Source organism: Rhodococcus sp. 27YEA6 (genome assembly GCF_044908235.1).
In the GTDB taxonomy this organism is placed as follows: domain Bacteria; phylum Actinomycetota; class Actinomycetes; order Mycobacteriales; family Mycobacteriaceae; genus Rhodococcus_F; species Rhodococcus_F qingshengii.
This window is the reverse complement of the sequence record NZ_JBIYCY010000001.1, coordinates 865414-881375: the sequence shown is the minus strand read 5'-3', so window position 1 is coordinate 881375 and position 15962 is coordinate 865414. Positions and strand designations below refer to the sequence as shown.

Here is a 15962-nt window from a genome sequence, read left to right as displayed (position 1 = left end):
TCCTAGCGACTGCCGCTACGGATTTCGGTCGCCAGCACCGCAGCCTGAGTACGACGCTGCATGCCCAGCTTCGAGAGCAGACGCGTCACGTAGTTCTTGACCGTCTTCTCCGCGAGGAACAATCGCGCGCCGATCTCCCGGTTGGTGAGCCCCTCTCCGATGAGGTCGAAGACTGCTCGCTCCTGATCGGAAAGTTCGGCCAACGGATCAGCTGTACGGTCGCTGCGGATCCGCTGCATCAGCGCCTCGGTTGCACGACTGTCGAGCAGTGAACCGCCGCGCCCGACTGTGCGGACTGCAGCGACCAGATCGGTTCCGAGAATCTGCTTGAGGACGAATCCCGAGGCGCCCGCCATGATCGCGTCGAGCAACGCCTCGTCGTCGGCGTACGACGTGAGCATCAGGCAGCGGAGGTCGGGAAGCATCGAGCGGAGTTCTCGGCACAGTTCGACGCCGTTGCCGTCAGGCAGGCGTACGTCCAGAACAGCGACGTCGGCGTTGCTCTGCGGTACCGCGGCCAGCGCTTCCCCCACGGACGCCGCCTCGCCCACCACCACGAAGTCCTCGACCCCACCGAGTAGGTCGAACAATCCGCGTCTGACGATCTCGTGATCGTCGACCAGGAATATCCGCGTTGTCATCGAACCCCTCCAAAAGACATCTCACGTCGAACGGTACCGGAGACGGTGGACTCAGAACTCATGGAATGCATTCTCTTCACTTGTTGACGTGCCGGACGATGAGAACCGGGCAATCCGCGGTGTGCAGGAGCGCCCGACTGGTCGATCCGAGGAGCATTCCTGCGAATCCGCCGCGCCCGCGACTGCCGACGACTATCAACTGCGCCGTCTCCGCGTATTCGCTCAGGACTCGGACCGGACGGTCACGCGCGACGACTCTTTCGACGACGACGTCCGGGTAACGCTCGGTGAATCCGGCCAATTGCTCGGCGAGGACAACTTCCTCACCCGTCTGGATGCTGCTCCACAGGGGGTCGTCGGGGGTGGCGCCCAACGAGGGCTGCACACTCACGTCGCTCCACACGTTGACGGCAATCAAGGTGGCGCCCCGCGCGGAGGCCTGCTCGAAAGCGTGCTCGACTGCCTCGATGCTGCTTTCGGATCCATCGACACCGACGACGACGGGGCCCTCGGTCGGCGGCCGACCGTCGAGCGTCCGTCCTCGGACAACTGCAACCGGAGATTCGCCGTGCGAGACAACCGAGACCGTCGCAGAACCGACGACCAATCCGGTGAATTCGCCGTGCCCGCGAGGGCCGAGCGCAATGATGTACGCGCCCTTGGACAATTCGATCAGGCGATCGGAGACGCTGCCGTCGAGTAGTTCGGTGACGATCTCGAGGTCGTCGTCGATGCTTTGCCGCGCGAGGATCTGTGCGCTGTCCAGACGAGCGGTGGCAGTGCGCCGCAGTTCGTCCTTGAAGCTCTCGGCGAGGTAAGGCTCGGAGTAGTAGAAGGCTGGGATGTGCACCACCGTCGCGATGTGGAGCGGTCGACCGAGCGCCACTGCCGTCCTCGCCGCCCAGACGACAGCCGACGACGCCGATTCCGAACCGTCTACCGCTACGACGACGGGTTTGGTTGCACTCATGTTCGTCCCTCCACAATCGACCACAGAATCTCTTCGCCCTCACACTATTGCCCAATGACGGCAAAAAGGATTCATCAGCCGACGCGAGTCCCGAATCGGACATTGGGTGTTCGGGTGGACTGCGGCAACGGCCCCGCCAACATCCCTTTCGGGCGTCAACGAGGCCACCGGTGCCGGATTCGCACGCAAACCCTGGCTACTCGATCCACGTTAGGTGAAGAACCCGACCGGTCAGAAGTGAAAAAAGTCCTGTCAACAAGCGCCCAAAATCGGGTTTCGTACGCAGGAGATCCTGAACCACCCGCTCTGCTGTGCGCCTTTGTTAACCGCCGGCGGTTAATAAAGGCGCACAGCAGGGTCAGTCACAAATCTTGCGGAACTTCTCGATCAGCTGCACTCGGCCGTTGCGGTCGGCCGCCAACGGCGTGACGTTGAGCGTCGTGACACCGGCTTCGGCGAAGGCTGCGACGCGTTCCTTGACGTAGCTCTCGGGACCGATCAACGACACTGCGCGAACCAGTTCGTCCGGCACTGCTGCTGCGGCTTCGTCCTTCTTGCCTGCGAGGTAGAGATCCTGGATCTTCTCGGCGGCCTCTTCGTAGCCGTAGCGCACCGCGAGATCGTTGTAGAAGTTCTTGCCCTTGGCGCCCATGCCACCGATGTAGAGCGCAAGGCTCGGGCGTACCCAGTCGAGCATGTGGTCGACGTCGTCACCGATGGCCAGTGCCGGCGACGCGTACACCTGAAGCTCACCGAGGCTCGGATCGCGCTTGGCCTTGCCCTTGGCGATCGGCTCACCCCACACGCTTGCTGCCTTCTCCGGATGGAAGAAGATAGGTTCCCAGCCTTCGGCGATTTCCGCCGTCAGCTCGACGTTCTTGGGTCCGAGCGAAGCGATCAGGATCGGGATGCGCTCACGCACAGGATGATTGATCAGCTTGAGCGGCTTTCCGAGTCCGGTGCCCTTCTCGGCGGGGAGGGGAACCTGGTAGTACTTGCCCTGGTACTCGACCTTCTCGCGGCGCCATACCTGACGGCAGATCTCGACGACCTCACGTGTGCGTCCCAGCGGAGCGTCGTACTTGACGCCGTGGAACCCCTCGATCACCTGCGGTCCGGAAGCGCCCAGTCCCATCACGAAGCGACCGTTGGAGACGAAGTCCAGGCCCGCCGCCGTCATGGCGGTCAACGAAGGGGTACGGGTGTAGATCTGAAAGATTCCGGAAGCGAGTTCGATGGTCGACGTCTTGGCCGCCAGGTAACCGAGCTGGCTGACGGCGTCGAAGGAATACGCCTCCGGGACGAAGGCGATGTCGAGGCCCGCCTTCTCCAGGTCACCGACCTCTTCGACGGTTTCGGCGAACCCGCCGCTGTAGTTCAAACCCATACCGATACGCACGTTGTAACCCCAATCCTGACGATTGCTGCCGTGTGCGATGCGCACACGGCAGTGGTACTCCCATCGAACACTTACTCACATCGAACACTACGGAACCTGAGTCCGCATTCATGTGACTACCCCGTTCATATTCGATGACCGAAATGAACGGGGCAGTGGGAGAGCCTGTCGAGGGTCAGGATTCTTCGGGGCGAACCACCATGACGGGGCACTTGGCCGAAGCGATCAGGGTGTTGCTGGTCGAGCCGAGCAACATGCCGCGGAATCCACCGCGACCACGGCTTCCGACTACGACGAGCTGCGCTTTTGCCGACCAGTCCAACAGCCGTCCGCGTGGGTTGTCGAGGTATACCTCGCGCCGGACCTTCACGTCCGGGTATTGCTCGGACCATCCAGCCAAGCTCTCGCTGAGTACCGCGTGCTCTTCCTCTTCGAGAGACTGCGGGGCAAGCGCAGCGGCCCTCGGGTCTTCGAATGCCGCACTGCCAAGGTCACTCCACACGTGCAACGCCACCAACTCGACTCCGCGGAACGACGCTTCCTCGAAAGCCGCACCGACGGCCTGGGCGCTCAACGCGCTGCCGTCGACGCCGACCACTACGGGTCCTTCCGAGGGCACCGCACCATCGCGGTCCCGAACGACGATGACCGGACACTTGCCGTGACTGGCCACACCGACCGCGGTATTGCCGAGGACTGCTGTCGCCGCCTTGCCTGACGCCGACGCTCCGACAACGACCCGCCTGGCCTGTGCCGAACTCTCGATCAGCCACTGAGTTGCGCTGCCGATGGCGATTTCGGTGTGAACTTCGAGTTTCGGATCGATCTCACGGGCGAATTGTTCCGCCTCTGCCAAGATCGCTTTTCCGGCCTCTTCGACCCATTCGTACACCCCACCCGCGTCGACGTACGGTCCGCCGAAACCGTAAGGCGCGAAGTCGAGAGCGTGGATGATGTCGAGTCGCAATTCGCGCTGGGAGGCGATTTTCGCGGCCTCGCGGAGCGCTGTGGACGCAGTGTCCGAACCCTCGACTCCGACAACAACACTGTTATGTTCGCGTGAACTCATGTGCCCACCTTCCTGAAGAAGTAACCGAGCCACTTTCACTCTAACCATCCCACTTGTCCGGCTTTTTTGGGGTCGCCCCCTCTTCATTTCGGGGACTTAGGTCCCCGAAACTGTTGACGGATAGGAGAATTAGCAGAGCAATCAGGACCAGGTGTGAACAGGATCTCCCGTCCGCATGTTCTCCACGTAACCGCGGAGCATTCCGGTGAGCGCAGTCGAGCGGTCCGCGCCCGAGGCCTCCGCGTGCGCCACTTGCTCGCGTTGCCAGGCGGCACCGGTCTGCCGATTCATGCACCGCCCTTCGATCACGCCGAGGTACCGATCGCGGGCCGCGGCGGACAATCCGAAGTCGGCCAAACCCTCGTCCGCCAACGGCAGCAGCCTTCGCAGGACCAACTCGTCGGCACCGACCCAACCGATCTCCGGCCAGTACAGGGTGGCGTCGAGTCCGTACTTGGCGCCGATGTGCAGGTTCTCTTCTGCCGCATGGAACGACATGTGCGACCACAGTGGCCGCTCCGCGTTCACCAATGCGCGAACGGTTCCGTAGTAGAAGGCCGCATTGGCCATGATGTCGACGACGGTCGGCCCGGCCGGCAGCACCCGATTCTCGATACGCAAGTGCGGCTTGCCATCCGAGCAGTCGTAGACGGGCCGATTCCAGCGATAGACCGTGCCGTTGTGCATCTGAAGCTCGCTCAACTCCGGAACCCCGCCCGCCGCGAGCACTTCCAGCGGATCGGTGTCCGAGACATCAGGGAGCAGCGCCGGGAAGTACCGTGAATTCTCCTCGAACAGGTCGAGAACCGAATGGATCCACCGCTCACCGAACCACACTCGCGGTCGCACACCTTGGTTCTTGAGCTCGAAAGTTCGGGTGTCCGTTGCCTGTTCGAAGATCGGAATGCGTGATTCGTGCCAAAGCGCCTTGCCTGCCAGGAAAGGAGAGTTGGCCGCAAGCGCCACCTGTACTCCGGCCAGACACTGCGCGGCATTCCAGTGCGCTGCGAATTCTTCCGGCGCGACGCGCAGGTGCAACTGCATGGACGTACATGCCGCCTCCGGCACCACCGAATTGGTGTCGGCCCGAAGGGTTTCCACGTCGCCGCCGGGTAGCGCGACACCTTCGACGTCGAGTTCGATGTCCTCTCCTCGCGCGGCAAAAATTTGCTCGTTGAGCAATTCGTAGCGCGGGTTGGCGGTGATCCACTCTCGATCGAGATGCTCGAGCTGCAGTGTCGGCAGCATCCCGATCATCACCATCTCGGCGTCGTGCGCGTGGATTCGCGCGTCTGCGACGTCGAGGGACGCCCGCAGTTTCTTCTCCAATTCGAAAGTTGCATCACCGGTGAGTGGGCCGGGCTCGACGTTCATCTCGACGTTGAACTGTCCGAGCTCGGTTTGGAAAACCGCAGAGTCGTCGATGGATTCGAGCACTTCACGGTTGGACATCGCGGGCGTCATGTCGCCGGTCACGAGGTTGAACTCGATCTCCATGCCCAACAGCGGAGCGGGCTTGTCGACGGCGTCTCGGAAGTCACCACCGTCGAGCATCTGCTTCATGGCGTCGACGCACGAGCGCACCTTCTTACGAAAGAGCCTACGGTCGGCTCTGGTGAATTCTCGCGCCGTGACCTCTGCACCCATTGCGCATTCCCCCTTCGACGATCAACGTCACTGAAGGCTATCCGTCCGGTGTCACCGACAAACGAGAACTGCGGTGGCACCGGGAAGAATTTCCCGACGCCACCGCAGTTCTCCGAAAGTTTCTTCTACGAGTTGTCGACCCAGGTGACAGCTACGCCGCGAGCCTGCAGCCACGCTGCGGGATCGACCTTTGCGCCGTTCTCGGCAACCTCGAAGTGCAGGTGCGGGCCGGTGGACTGGCCACGGTTACCCACGGTGGCGATCTGCTGGCCGGCGTTGACGCGCTGGCCGACGTTGACCTGGTAGTCGTTGACGTGGCCGTACGTGGTGACCGTGCCGTCGTCGTGCTGGACGCGGACCCAGAGGCCGAAACCTGACGCTGGGCCGGCGTCGATGACCTGGCCGTCGGCTGCAGCCAGAATCGGCGTACCGATCGGAGCCGCGATGTCGAGGCCGCCGTGGTGTGCTCCCCAGCGCGAACCGAAGGTTGAGGTCAGCGTTCCGGACACCGGCTGCACGGTACGAGCTGAGGTGCCGGGGTTGATCCCAGCGAGGAACTGCTGTGCCTGCGTGTTGAGGTCGGCAGCAAAATCGGGAAGCTCGGGGATGTCGAGAGCCGGAAGTGCCGCCAATTCAGCCGGAACGACAACGCCCTCGGGGAGCAGACCCTGCGGGATTTCGATTCCGGCGATGGTCTGTGTTGCCGGCGCCGCAGCAGCGGTTCCTGCGCCCATCTGGCCTGCACCGACGAGGAGTGCACCGGTAGCCGCAGCTACGACACCTGCCTTGACACCGGCACCAGGGCCAGCCGACGGGGTGCGGTGGCGGCCGCTTGCTGCCTCGGGATCGATCTCGAAGACAACATCGTCATTGCCCGTGCGGTGGTGGTTTCCCACAGTGTGTACTCCGTCAGTCGTCGGCGTGCAGCGTCCTTCTGATGAAGCCCGCTCCTCTGTCTGCCGAAGAATGTAACAGTTTGATCAAGGCGGCCGCCACCGTTACCCGATCTTGACCAAAACTATTTGTCGCCGTTCTGTCGGCTGGCGTCCAGTTCTGACTTGAATGCGTCGTATCGTGCCCGGTGAGCGGGTCGACGCCGGATGATCGCCCACGCGATGCCCAGAACCACGAACCAGATCGGCGTGACGAGAAGTGCCTGCAGGGTGTCGTCCTTGGTTGTCAGTGCCCAGAGAATGAAGACGAAGAACGCGAGCACGACCCAGCACATCACGATGCCGCCGGGCATCTTGAACTTCGACGCCTCGTGCAGGTGCGGACGACGCTTCCGGTACACCATGTAGCTCGCCAGGATGATCGTCCATACGAACATGAACAGCAGCGCCGAAATGGTCGTGACGACGGTGAAGGCCTCGATCACGGAATCGCCCGAGAACAGCAGGATCAACGACGCCAGCAGGAAGATGCACGAGAACATCAGGGCGTTCGCGGGGACCTTGCGTGAGTTCAGCTTGCCGAGGGCCCTCGGTGCGTCGCCCTCCTGCGCAAGGCCGAACACCATGCGCGAGGTGGAGTAGATACCCGAGTTGGCCGAAGATGCCGCGGAGGTCAGCACGACGAAGTTGATGACAGATGCAGCGATGCCGAGGCCGGCGAGTGTGAACATGGCGACGAACGGACTCTTGTCTGCGCTGATTTCACGCCACGGAGTCACCGCGATGATCACGGTCAGTGCAACGACGTAGAACAGCAGGACACGAATGGGGATGGAGTTGATGGCCTTCGGCAGATTCTTCTCCGGGTCCTTGGCCTCGGCTGCCGTCGTACCGACGAGCTCGATACCCACGAAGGCGAACACGGCGATCTGGAAGCCGGCGACGAAGCCCATGAATCCGGTCGGGAACATCCCGCCGTCGTTCCAGAGGTTGTCGATACCCGAGGTGGCACCGTTCGGCGCCGTGAACCCGGAGACGACCATGACGATGCCGACGACGATCAGGCTGACGATGGCGATGATCTTGATCAGCGCGAACCAGAACTCGGTTTCACCGAAAGCGCGAACGGTCGGGAGATTGAGGAGCAACAGCGCCGCGATCGTCAGCAAAGCAGGAATCCACGCCGCGAGCCCTGGCCACCAGTACTTGAAGTACCCGGAAATCGCGATGACGTCCGCGATGCCGGTGACGATCCAGCAGAACCAGTAGGTCCAGCCGGTGAAGAATCCCGCCCAGGGGCCCAGCAGATCCGCGGCGAAGTCGGAGAACGACTTGTACGCCATGTTCGAGAGCAGCAGCTCCCCCATCGCCCGCATGACGAAGAAGAGCATGAATCCGATGATCATGTACACGAAGATCACGGAAGGCCCGGCGAGCGAGATCGTCTTGCCCGATCCCATGAACAGTCCGGTGCCGATGGCACCACCGATGGCGATCAGCTGGATATGCCGGTTGGACAGCTGACGTGAGAGGTGGGGGTCTTCGCCGGACGGCTTCGTCAGGTCTGGTGTATTCGCGTGGTCGGACACGGAGGATCCCCCTCGTCGTTCGGTTCATCCGGGGCATCGAAATCGTGCCCGTCGGGGGAACCTCGGAAAATGTGCTCTCTCAAAGTACGCGTGCACTGGCTCACATCACGCATCGGAAAGCGGACGCCGATAACCTGTCGAGGTGAACACTGACAGCACGGCCCATCAAGACGGACATATCGCCGCGACGCTGTTCGATTTCTCCGGAACCCTCTTCCGTTTGGAGGAGAGCGACGATTGGACCGAGCACCTCGTCGATCACCAAGGCGATCCGCTCGACGTGCACGCTCAAGCCGAGCTGATGCGTCGGATGACCGCGCCGGTGGGCAGAACCGTGGAGATGGACGAAGCGGAGATCTACGCGTGGGAGAACCGCGACCGGGATCCGAAGTTGCATCGTCAGGCTTACCTCGACGTGTTGAGTAAGTCCGGGGTGCCCGATCCGGTTCGGGCCGAAGCTTTCTACGCCCTGCTGGTCGATCCGGATCAGTGGTCGCCGTACCCGGATACCGGCGAGGTCCTGAAGTCACTGTCGGAGAAGGGCATACGCACTGCCGTCTTGAGCAACATCGCCTTCGACATCCGTCCGGCGTTCGCCGACCGCGGCTGGGACGTCTGGGTCGACGAGTTCGTTCTCTCGTTCGAGGTGGGTGCAGTCAAGCCTGAACCGGCGATCTTCGAGTACGCCCTCGCACAACTCGATGTGGATGCGGCGCAGACTCTGATGGTCGGTGACAGCGACATCGCCGACGGCGCTGCCCGTGACGTCGGTTGCCAGTTCGCACTCGTCGATCCCCTGCCGACGACCGAACGCCCGCACGCGCTACTCGACGCAGTGCGGAAGTTCGGGCTTCTGTAGGGAGCGCTCAGACACCTTCGGTGAGTTCGCGCAACGACGCGTAGCGCTCGCGCACGTGGGGAGCTGGTTCGGCGTCGAATCGTCGCTCTTCCGGTTTCGGCCACACCGGCGGCTGCGTGTCCCCGGACAGTGCCCATGCTGCTTGCCTGCATGCCCCTTCGGCGACGTACTCACCCGGAGCAGGGATCACGACCGGCACTCCGAGAATTGCCGGCGCGATCTCACAGAGAGCGCGCGACTTCGCTCCGCCTCCCACGAGGAGAACTCGCTTCACCTCGACGCCTTGACGAACCAGGTCGTCGACGCCGTCGGCCAAGCCGCACAGGAGCCCTTCGATTGCGGCTCGTGCAAAGTGCGCAGGCGTCGAGTTCTGCAGCCGGAATCCGTGCATGGCCCCCGTGGCGTCAGGGCGGTTGGGCGTCCGTTCACCCTCGAAGTACGGAATCATGACCAGCCCGTCGTTTCCGAGGGGCGCCGTCGACGCCAACCGCGACAGTTCGGCGTGATCGACACCGAGAATGGACGCCGTCGCATCAAGAATGCGCGCGCCGTTGAGAGTGCACACCAGCGGCAAGTGCAGGCCGGTTGCGTCCGCGAATCCTGCCACGTTCCCGCCGGGATCGTGCGTGGGGGTGGCCGATACAGCCGAGACGACGCCGGATGTTCCGATCGAGATGATCACGTCACCGGGAACTGCTCCCAAACCCAGTGCGGCTGCGGCATTGTCACCGGTGCCAGGCCCGACAATACCTCCGGAACGTGTACTTCCGATCTTTTCGTTCGGCGATGCAACTCGGGGAACATGCGGGGTTCGACCGCGAAATGCCAACGCCAGCAAATCTTTACGATATTCGCGCGTCGAGGCAGCATAATAGCCGGTTCCACTGGCGTCGCCCGCGTCGGTAACAAGCTCCTCGATCGAGCCGGACCCACCCAACTTCCAGGACAACCAGTCATGCGGAAGACACACCGCGGCAGTGCGATCGGCATTGCCGGGTTCGTGATCTGCCAGCCATCGAAGCTTGCTTGCCGTGACCGCGGCGACCGGAACTACACCAACTGCGTCGGCCCACGCCTTGGGTCCGCCGAACTCTTCGACCAGATCGGTCGCAGCCTTCGCCGACCGAGTGTCGTTCCACAGCAACGCCGGTCTGACAACCTCGCCGCCACTGTCCAGACACACCATGCCGTGCTGTTGAGCTCCGACCGATACGGCTGCGACGTCGCCGAGCCCACCCGCCGCGGCGATTGCACTGTCCATCGCCTCGAGCCAGCATGCCGGATCTATCTCGGTACCGACGGGGTGCGCCGCCCGCCCTTCTCGTACCAGCTCTCCCGAATCGGCATCACGGACAATGACTTTGCACGACTGGGTAGACGAATCGATACCGGCTACGAGGGTCACACTGGCGTCCTTTCCGAAGGACCGTCAGCTCGCGTTGGCGACCGCGGGCATCCGGTTGCTGCGCTTACGCAGCGATCGCACATATTCTGCGCGCTCGGTCTCCGTCATTCCACCCCAGATGCCGTACGGCTCGTGGACGGAGAGTGCGTGTTCGCGGCACTGCTGGAGTACAGGGCACGTCGCGCAGACCTTCTTGGCGTTGCGTTCACGGTTCTCGCGGGCGTGTCCACGCTCGCCGTCCGGATGGAAGTACACCGCGGAATCGTGCCCGCGGCACGCTCCCTGCAGCTGCCAGTCCCACACTTCGGCGGTCGGGTACGGCATCGGAAGGTGCTTGTGCATGATGGCGACCTCAATTCCTTACTCGGGTGACACGGATTCGGGTGACTCTGGGCTGACGCCGGGTCGGACTTATCGACGCCTGACCGATTGGCCGAGTCGATGTGCACAGACCGTTGCGAGTTCGCCGGTGACCGGCGGAGTCAGCGCTACGACGCCGTCGTCGAGAATTGCCTGCAGCCTGCGGAAATACTCGTCCGGGGCGAGGCCGAAGGTTACAAAGATCTCTTCGTCAGGTCCACCGTCGAACTGCTGCCACTTACGTGCGAACTCGACGATCTCTTGTGTATCCGTGCGGCTCATCAGGTTCTCCCCTGTTTGTGCGCCCTGCTTCACAGAAACTGCGACTCGTCTCCTCGGACGCCCGTGGCAGTGAGTCAAGACACAGACTATGCCTACTTCTGCTTTTTCACAAGACCTACTTACGTCTTTTTGTGGACAAAGTATGCGAACTTTCGCACGCTGAAGTTACCGACGAGGAATGCTTGAATAGGACAATGACCCGACCGTCCACGACTCCGGCTACCGCGGGAGAGGTATTCACGCTGATACGCAGCGGTTCCGCGACCACGCGCAGCGAGATCGGGAAGCTCACCGGCCTGTCCAGGACGGCGGTATCGGCCAGGGTTGCAGCACTTCAATCGCTTGGTTTGATCGCCGATGACGACGAGGGCCCGTCGACGGGCGGCCGGCCGCCGTCCACTCTCACCTTCGCGAACTCGTCCGGCGTGGTTCTCGTCGTGGCAATCGGTCGATCGCGGGCACAACTTGCCGTCACCGACCTGGCGGGCACGATCCTCGCGGCAGAAGACATCGACAAGTCGGTCGGGGTCGGCCCCGACGAACTGATGCCCGAAATTGCCGAGCATCTTTCGTCACTACTGGCCCAGGTCCACCGCGCGTCTACCGAGGTCATCGGAATCGGACTGAGCATTCCCGGAACGGTCGACGTCGCCGCGGGAGCAAGCCTCGACTCTCCGATGATGGCGGGATGGGACGGAGTCGCGCTTGCCCCCTATCTGGCATCGGTGACCACGGCTCCGCTGTTCGCGGACAACGATGCCAACGTGATGGCTCTGGCCGAATTGAGCGAGCGACGCGAGAGTGCGCCCAACCTCCTGATGATCAAGGCGTCAACCGGCCTCGGCGCAGGAATCGTCATGGGCGGAGTCCTCCAACGCGGTTCACTCGGAGCGTCCGGCGAGATCGGGCATACCAAAACCGCTGCAGCGCGGGGCATGAAGTGTCGCTGCGGCGACGTCGGCTGCGTCGAAACTGTCGCCAGCGGTTGGGCTCTCGTGCATGCCCTCCGAGATCAGGGCCGAAGCGTCGGTCACGTGCGTGATGTCGTCCGCCTCGCCCTGGACGGCGACAGCGAAGCCCGCCGGCTCATCAGAAGCAGCGGCCGACTGATCGGCGACGTCATTTCCGGCGCGGTCAATCTCCTCAATCCCGAGGTCCTGATCATCGGCGGCGACATGGCCGAGGCGGACGAACTCTTCCTCGCCGGGCTTCGGGAGTCCGTCTACGGCAACGCAACGGCGCTTGCCACCCGAAAGCTTCAGATCGCTTCGGTCAGCCACGGCGCACAATCCGGCATCCTCGGTTGTGCGGTTCTCGTCCTCGACCATCTGCTCAGCGCCAGGGAAATCGATCTGCGGATCGCGGCGTCACTCCACACGTGAGTCGCTGACTTCTCGCACGCTCCGCATCAAACAATCAGACTTTTCCGGCATCGCTTGTGTTGACGCTCACACTTCTGCATAATTCATTACCTACCGATCATTCGGTTGCCGATATCGACGATGAGATCGCGCAGGAACGCTCCGAGTCAGCCAAAAGCATGCACCGAGCACACCGGCAACGTCGCAGATCGAACAGCGTTTCTCCCCTGTTCCGACTTCGCAGTTTCACCGTGTCGGTGAACCACGTGACTGGCAGAAAGTAGCTCGATGACCACAACCAGAACTGGCACCAAGCCCGCCGCGAAGGAATACGACCGCGCCGCGATGGCGTCGATGGTCGGCACCACCGTCGAGTGGTACGACTTCTTCATCTACGCCCAAGCTGCAGCCCTGATCTTTGCCGACCTGTTCTTCAAGCCGATGGGCTCGGCCGGCCAGATCGTCTCCTACGTCACGGTCGGCATCAGCTTTGTCTTCCGTCCTCTCGGTGCCATCGTGGCCGGCTATCTCGGCGACAGGCTCGGCCGCAAACGTGTCCTGGTCGCGACGTTGGCGATGATGGGTGCCGCGACGGTTCTCATCGGCGTGCTGCCGACGTATGCCTCGATCGGAATCTGGGCACCGATCCTGTTGATCCTGCTTCGCGTCGTCCAAGGATTCTCGACGGGCGGCGAATGGGGCGGGGCCGCTCTTCTTGCCGTCGAACACGCACCCACCAAGCGTCGAGGATTCTTCGGAGCGTTCGTACAGATGGGAGTACCGCTCGGAATGTTGCTCGCCACCGGCGTTTTGGCACTGTGCACGTTCACCCTCACGGACGAACAGTTCACCACCTGGGGATGGCGAGTGCCGTTCCTGCTCAGCGTCGTGTTGATCGGCGTCGGCTTCTACATTCGAAGCAAGGTCAGCGAGTCACCCGTATTCGCCGAACTCAAGGAACGCCGCACCGAGAGCAACACGTCTATCCGAACTCTGTTCAAGAAACACCCGAAGCAGGTCGTACTCGCGGCGCTGTCCTTCATCGGCACAAACGGCAACGGCTACATGGTGATCGGCGGATTCATCGTCGCGTACGCAACCAAGACCTATGGCCTGGGTAAGACCGAACTACTGATTGCCACGCTCGCAAGTGCCGTCACGTGGGGCGTTTTCACCATGATCGGCGCCTACTGGTCGGATCGACGCGGCCGCACCACGGTGATGAACGTGGGCAACCTCGCAATGGTCCTCTTCGCGGTGCCGTTCTTCCTCCTCATCGACACCGGGAATCTCGGCTGGATCTACGTGGCGATGATCCTGTTCTCGGTCGGACTCGGGCTGTCGTACGGACCTCAACCCGCGTTGTTCGCCGAACTGTTCCCGGCTTCGATCCGTTACAGCGGTGCGTCGATCTCCTACGCGGTAGGCACCATCTTCGGCGGCGCCTTTGCTCCCACCGTCGCACAGTGGCTCCTCGGCAAGACCGGTGGCACCCTTGCCATCTCGATCTACCTCGCCCTGCTGGCGGCGGTCTCGTTCGTCGCCACGATGCTCATCAAGGATCGATCAGGACGAGACCTGATGGTGTGATCGACCTGAATGTGGACGCCCAACGGCGTCGCGATGCCGGAGTTTGTCAGCCGAACTTTCGAAAGGCGAACTCCGGCAACTTCTTCGCAGCATTCGCTGTACGCACGATCTTGTGGTTCTTGCCTCGCATCAGCGCCAGTTGGATCCGCGATTCGATCCAGAACGCGCCGCGAGGCGAGCGGTTCCAGGTCTTGTGCAGCAACGTCTTCGTCGCTGCGACGGCGTCCGGCGAGCGAACCGCGATCTGCGACAGCAGTTCCTGTGCCGGCTTGATCGGATTGTCGCTGACTCCGCTCACGAACCCCCACTCGAGAGCCTGATTTCCGTCGAACAGTTCAGCAGTCATGGCGAGGCGTTTCACGACGTCCATTGCCGCGAGTTCGCGCATCGTGACCGTTCCGGTCATGTCGGGGATCAATCCCCACTTCGCCTCCATCACCGAGAACGTGCAATCGGGGGTGGTGAATCGAAAGTCTGCGGCGAGCGCCAATTGCAGTCCCCCACCGAAGCAGTGCCCGTGAACGACCGCGATGACCGGCACGGGCAATTCGCGCCACACCCAGCACGCGCGTTGAAAGAGGTTGGACTTCTGACCGGGAAATTTCGCGAAGGCCTTCGCCATGCGCCTCGGTTGCTTACCCGCAGAGGCGAAGTCCAACCCGGCCGAGAACGCGTCACCCGCGCCTTGAAGAATCACGCCCCGGATCGAACGATCAGCTTCGATAGTTCGAGCGGCGTCCACCAGGGCGTCGAGCATGTCCAGATCGAGACCGTTGAGTTTCTCCGGTCGGCTGAGCGTCACGTACGCCACCGACTGCACTACCTCGACACGAACGCGATCACTCACGGCTACTCCTTCGGTTAGACATACCCCCGACGAACTTACCTGAGAGTAAGTTCGTCGGGGGTCCGTCATGCCATCTCCGCAAGAAGTTCCATGGTCACTTTGCCGGCAGGATCCGAATCAGTGGATGAAGGCACGGCCACGACGGAGTCCACACCCGCCGCTCGGTACGCCTCGAGTTGCTCGCGGGCATCGGCCGGAGTCCCGACGATTCCCACCGTTGCCACCATCGCGCCCGAGACCTGGCTCAAGAGCTCGCGCGGCGCGGCCCCGGCCCTGGCTGCCTCGATCACATCAGCGAAGCCCGCGCGGACGAACATGTCCGAGTACCCCGGAGCAGCCAGATACGGTACGAGCCCGCGTCGAAGTTGATCGATCGACACCTGTGACGGTCCATTCTCGGCGACGGCAGCCGGTGCCCACACCGACACGAAAGGCATGCCGGTTTCCAACTCGGCAGCGATTTCCTTGCACCGTGTGATCAGGCGCCCCGCTTGCTCCGGGCTGACCAGATTGAGCACCAGTTCGTCGCCCAACTCCACCGCGGCCCGAAGCGCCTTGTCCCCGAATGCCGCAACGATCAGCCGGCCGCCCGGCGGCTGAAGTCGCAGCCGATATCCGCTGGTCCGCATCACCGTTCCGGCGACTTCACCCCGCTCGCCGTTCATGAGCGCTCGCACACCGCGGGCGGACTCCGCAAGTGCACGTGCCGCCCCGGATCTGCTTCGCCCATGCCATTTTTCGACCACGACAGTGCTGGACGTACCCAAGGCGATCGACACGTGGCGCCCGGTGAGATCGGCCACCGACGCCGCCCCGATCGCGATCATCGCCGGATCACGAACCGTCACCGCGAGTGGGCCGACCACTAGTTCGGAGTACTCGAAGCCGACGCCGACCGACGTCGCCAGCGCAAAGGCGTCGTACGTCGCCATCTCCCCCACCCACACTCGGCCGAACCCCAGTTTGTCGGCGAGGCGCGCGGTAGTGGTCACCTCCCGCGGCGGACGGTCCTGCCACAACCCCAGGGAGATGTCGATGGTCGGCAAACCT

Annotated in this window: 15 protein-coding genes; 3 read left to right on the top strand and 12 right to left on the bottom strand. The window is 62.7% G+C overall.

The features are described from left to right. Positions 1-2: 2 nt before the first annotated feature. From ABH939_RS04340 to cycA, 7 genes are all read right to left on the bottom strand, one after another. On the bottom strand, positions 3-641 hold the full coding sequence (locus tag ABH939_RS04340; RefSeq protein ID WP_003946380.1) for a response regulator transcription factor: 639 nt from the start codon (positions 639-641) through the stop codon (positions 3-5). 76 nt (positions 642-717) lie between these two features. After that, complete coding sequence (locus ABH939_RS04335) at positions 718-1611, bottom strand: universal stress protein (protein WP_003946389.1); 894 nt, start codon at positions 1609-1611, stop codon at positions 718-720. A 358-nt stretch (positions 1612-1969) separates the two neighbouring features. Next, complete coding sequence (locus ABH939_RS04330) at positions 1970-3010, bottom strand: LLM class F420-dependent oxidoreductase (RefSeq protein WP_007727670.1); 1041 nt, start codon at positions 3008-3010, stop codon at positions 1970-1972. Between the two features lie 175 nt (positions 3011-3185). Beyond that, on the bottom strand, positions 3186-4079 hold the full coding sequence (locus ABH939_RS04325) for a universal stress protein (RefSeq protein ID WP_404649369.1): 894 nt from the start codon (positions 4077-4079) through the stop codon (positions 3186-3188). A gap of 141 nt (positions 4080-4220) precedes the next feature. After that, the gene (locus tag ABH939_RS04320) at positions 4221-5726 is read right to left on the bottom strand and encodes a glutamate-cysteine ligase family protein (RefSeq protein ID WP_065351259.1); all 1506 of its coding nucleotides are present in this window, start codon (positions 5724-5726) and stop codon (positions 4221-4223) included. 125 nt (positions 5727-5851) lie between these two features. Beyond that, a complete protein-coding gene (locus ABH939_RS04315) occupies positions 5852-6622 on the bottom strand; it encodes a M23 family metallopeptidase (RefSeq protein WP_003946431.1) in 771 nt (256 codons plus the stop codon). A 122-nt stretch (positions 6623-6744) separates the two neighbouring features. Further along, positions 6745-8208: a D-serine/D-alanine/glycine transporter gene (gene cycA, locus ABH939_RS04310; RefSeq protein ID WP_003946351.1), complete on the bottom strand. Its 1464-nt coding sequence runs from the start codon at positions 8206-8208 to the stop codon at positions 6745-6747. A 142-nt stretch (positions 8209-8350) separates the two neighbouring features. Between cycA and ABH939_RS04305 the strand changes: the two genes are divergently transcribed. Continuing rightward, positions 8351-9067 (top strand): HAD family hydrolase, encoded by a 717-nt coding sequence (locus ABH939_RS04305; protein ID WP_047272587.1) that lies wholly within the window; start codon positions 8351-8353, stop codon positions 9065-9067. A 7-nt stretch (positions 9068-9074) separates the two neighbouring features. Here ABH939_RS04305 and xylB read toward each other — a convergent pair whose 3' ends face one another. The 3 genes from xylB to ABH939_RS04290 all read right to left on the bottom strand — a co-directional run bounded on the left by xylB (position 9075) and on the right by ABH939_RS04290 (position 11114). Continuing rightward, a complete protein-coding gene (xylB, locus tag ABH939_RS04300) occupies positions 9075-10472 on the bottom strand; it encodes a xylulokinase (protein ID WP_047272588.1) in 1398 nt (465 codons plus the stop codon). A gap of 24 nt (positions 10473-10496) precedes the next feature. Continuing rightward, on the bottom strand, positions 10497-10814 hold the full coding sequence (locus ABH939_RS04295; protein WP_003946343.1) for a WhiB family transcriptional regulator: 318 nt from the start codon (positions 10812-10814) through the stop codon (positions 10497-10499). A 69-nt stretch (positions 10815-10883) separates the two neighbouring features. Next, positions 10884-11114 carry a DUF3263 domain-containing protein gene (locus ABH939_RS04290; RefSeq protein ID WP_030534904.1) on the bottom strand — a complete coding sequence of 77 codons (231 nt, stop codon included), beginning with the start codon at positions 11112-11114 and terminating at the stop codon, positions 10884-10886. Between the two features lie 194 nt (positions 11115-11308). On the opposite strand from ABH939_RS04290, the gene ABH939_RS04285 reads away from it, so the two are divergent. Together ABH939_RS04285 and ABH939_RS04280 are read left to right on the top strand one after the other, a co-directional pair. Further along, positions 11309-12496 (top strand): ROK family transcriptional regulator, encoded by a 1188-nt coding sequence (locus ABH939_RS04285; RefSeq protein WP_003946405.1) that lies wholly within the window; start codon positions 11309-11311, stop codon positions 12494-12496. A 267-nt stretch (positions 12497-12763) separates the two neighbouring features. Beyond that, entirely contained in the window at positions 12764-14065 is a 1302-nt protein-coding gene (locus ABH939_RS04280) for an MFS transporter (protein ID WP_404649367.1), read from the top strand. Between the two features lie 46 nt (positions 14066-14111). Here the strand turns inward: ABH939_RS04280 and ABH939_RS04275 are convergent, their stop codons facing one another. Continuing rightward, entirely contained in the window at positions 14112-14912 is an 801-nt protein-coding gene (locus ABH939_RS04275; protein ID WP_404649366.1) for a crotonase/enoyl-CoA hydratase family protein, read from the bottom strand. Between the two features lie 65 nt (positions 14913-14977). After that, positions 14978-15958, bottom strand: coding sequence for an LLM class F420-dependent oxidoreductase (locus ABH939_RS04270; RefSeq protein WP_404649365.1), 981 nt, complete (start codon positions 15956-15958; stop codon positions 14978-14980). Positions 15959-15962 lie beyond the last annotated feature (4 nt).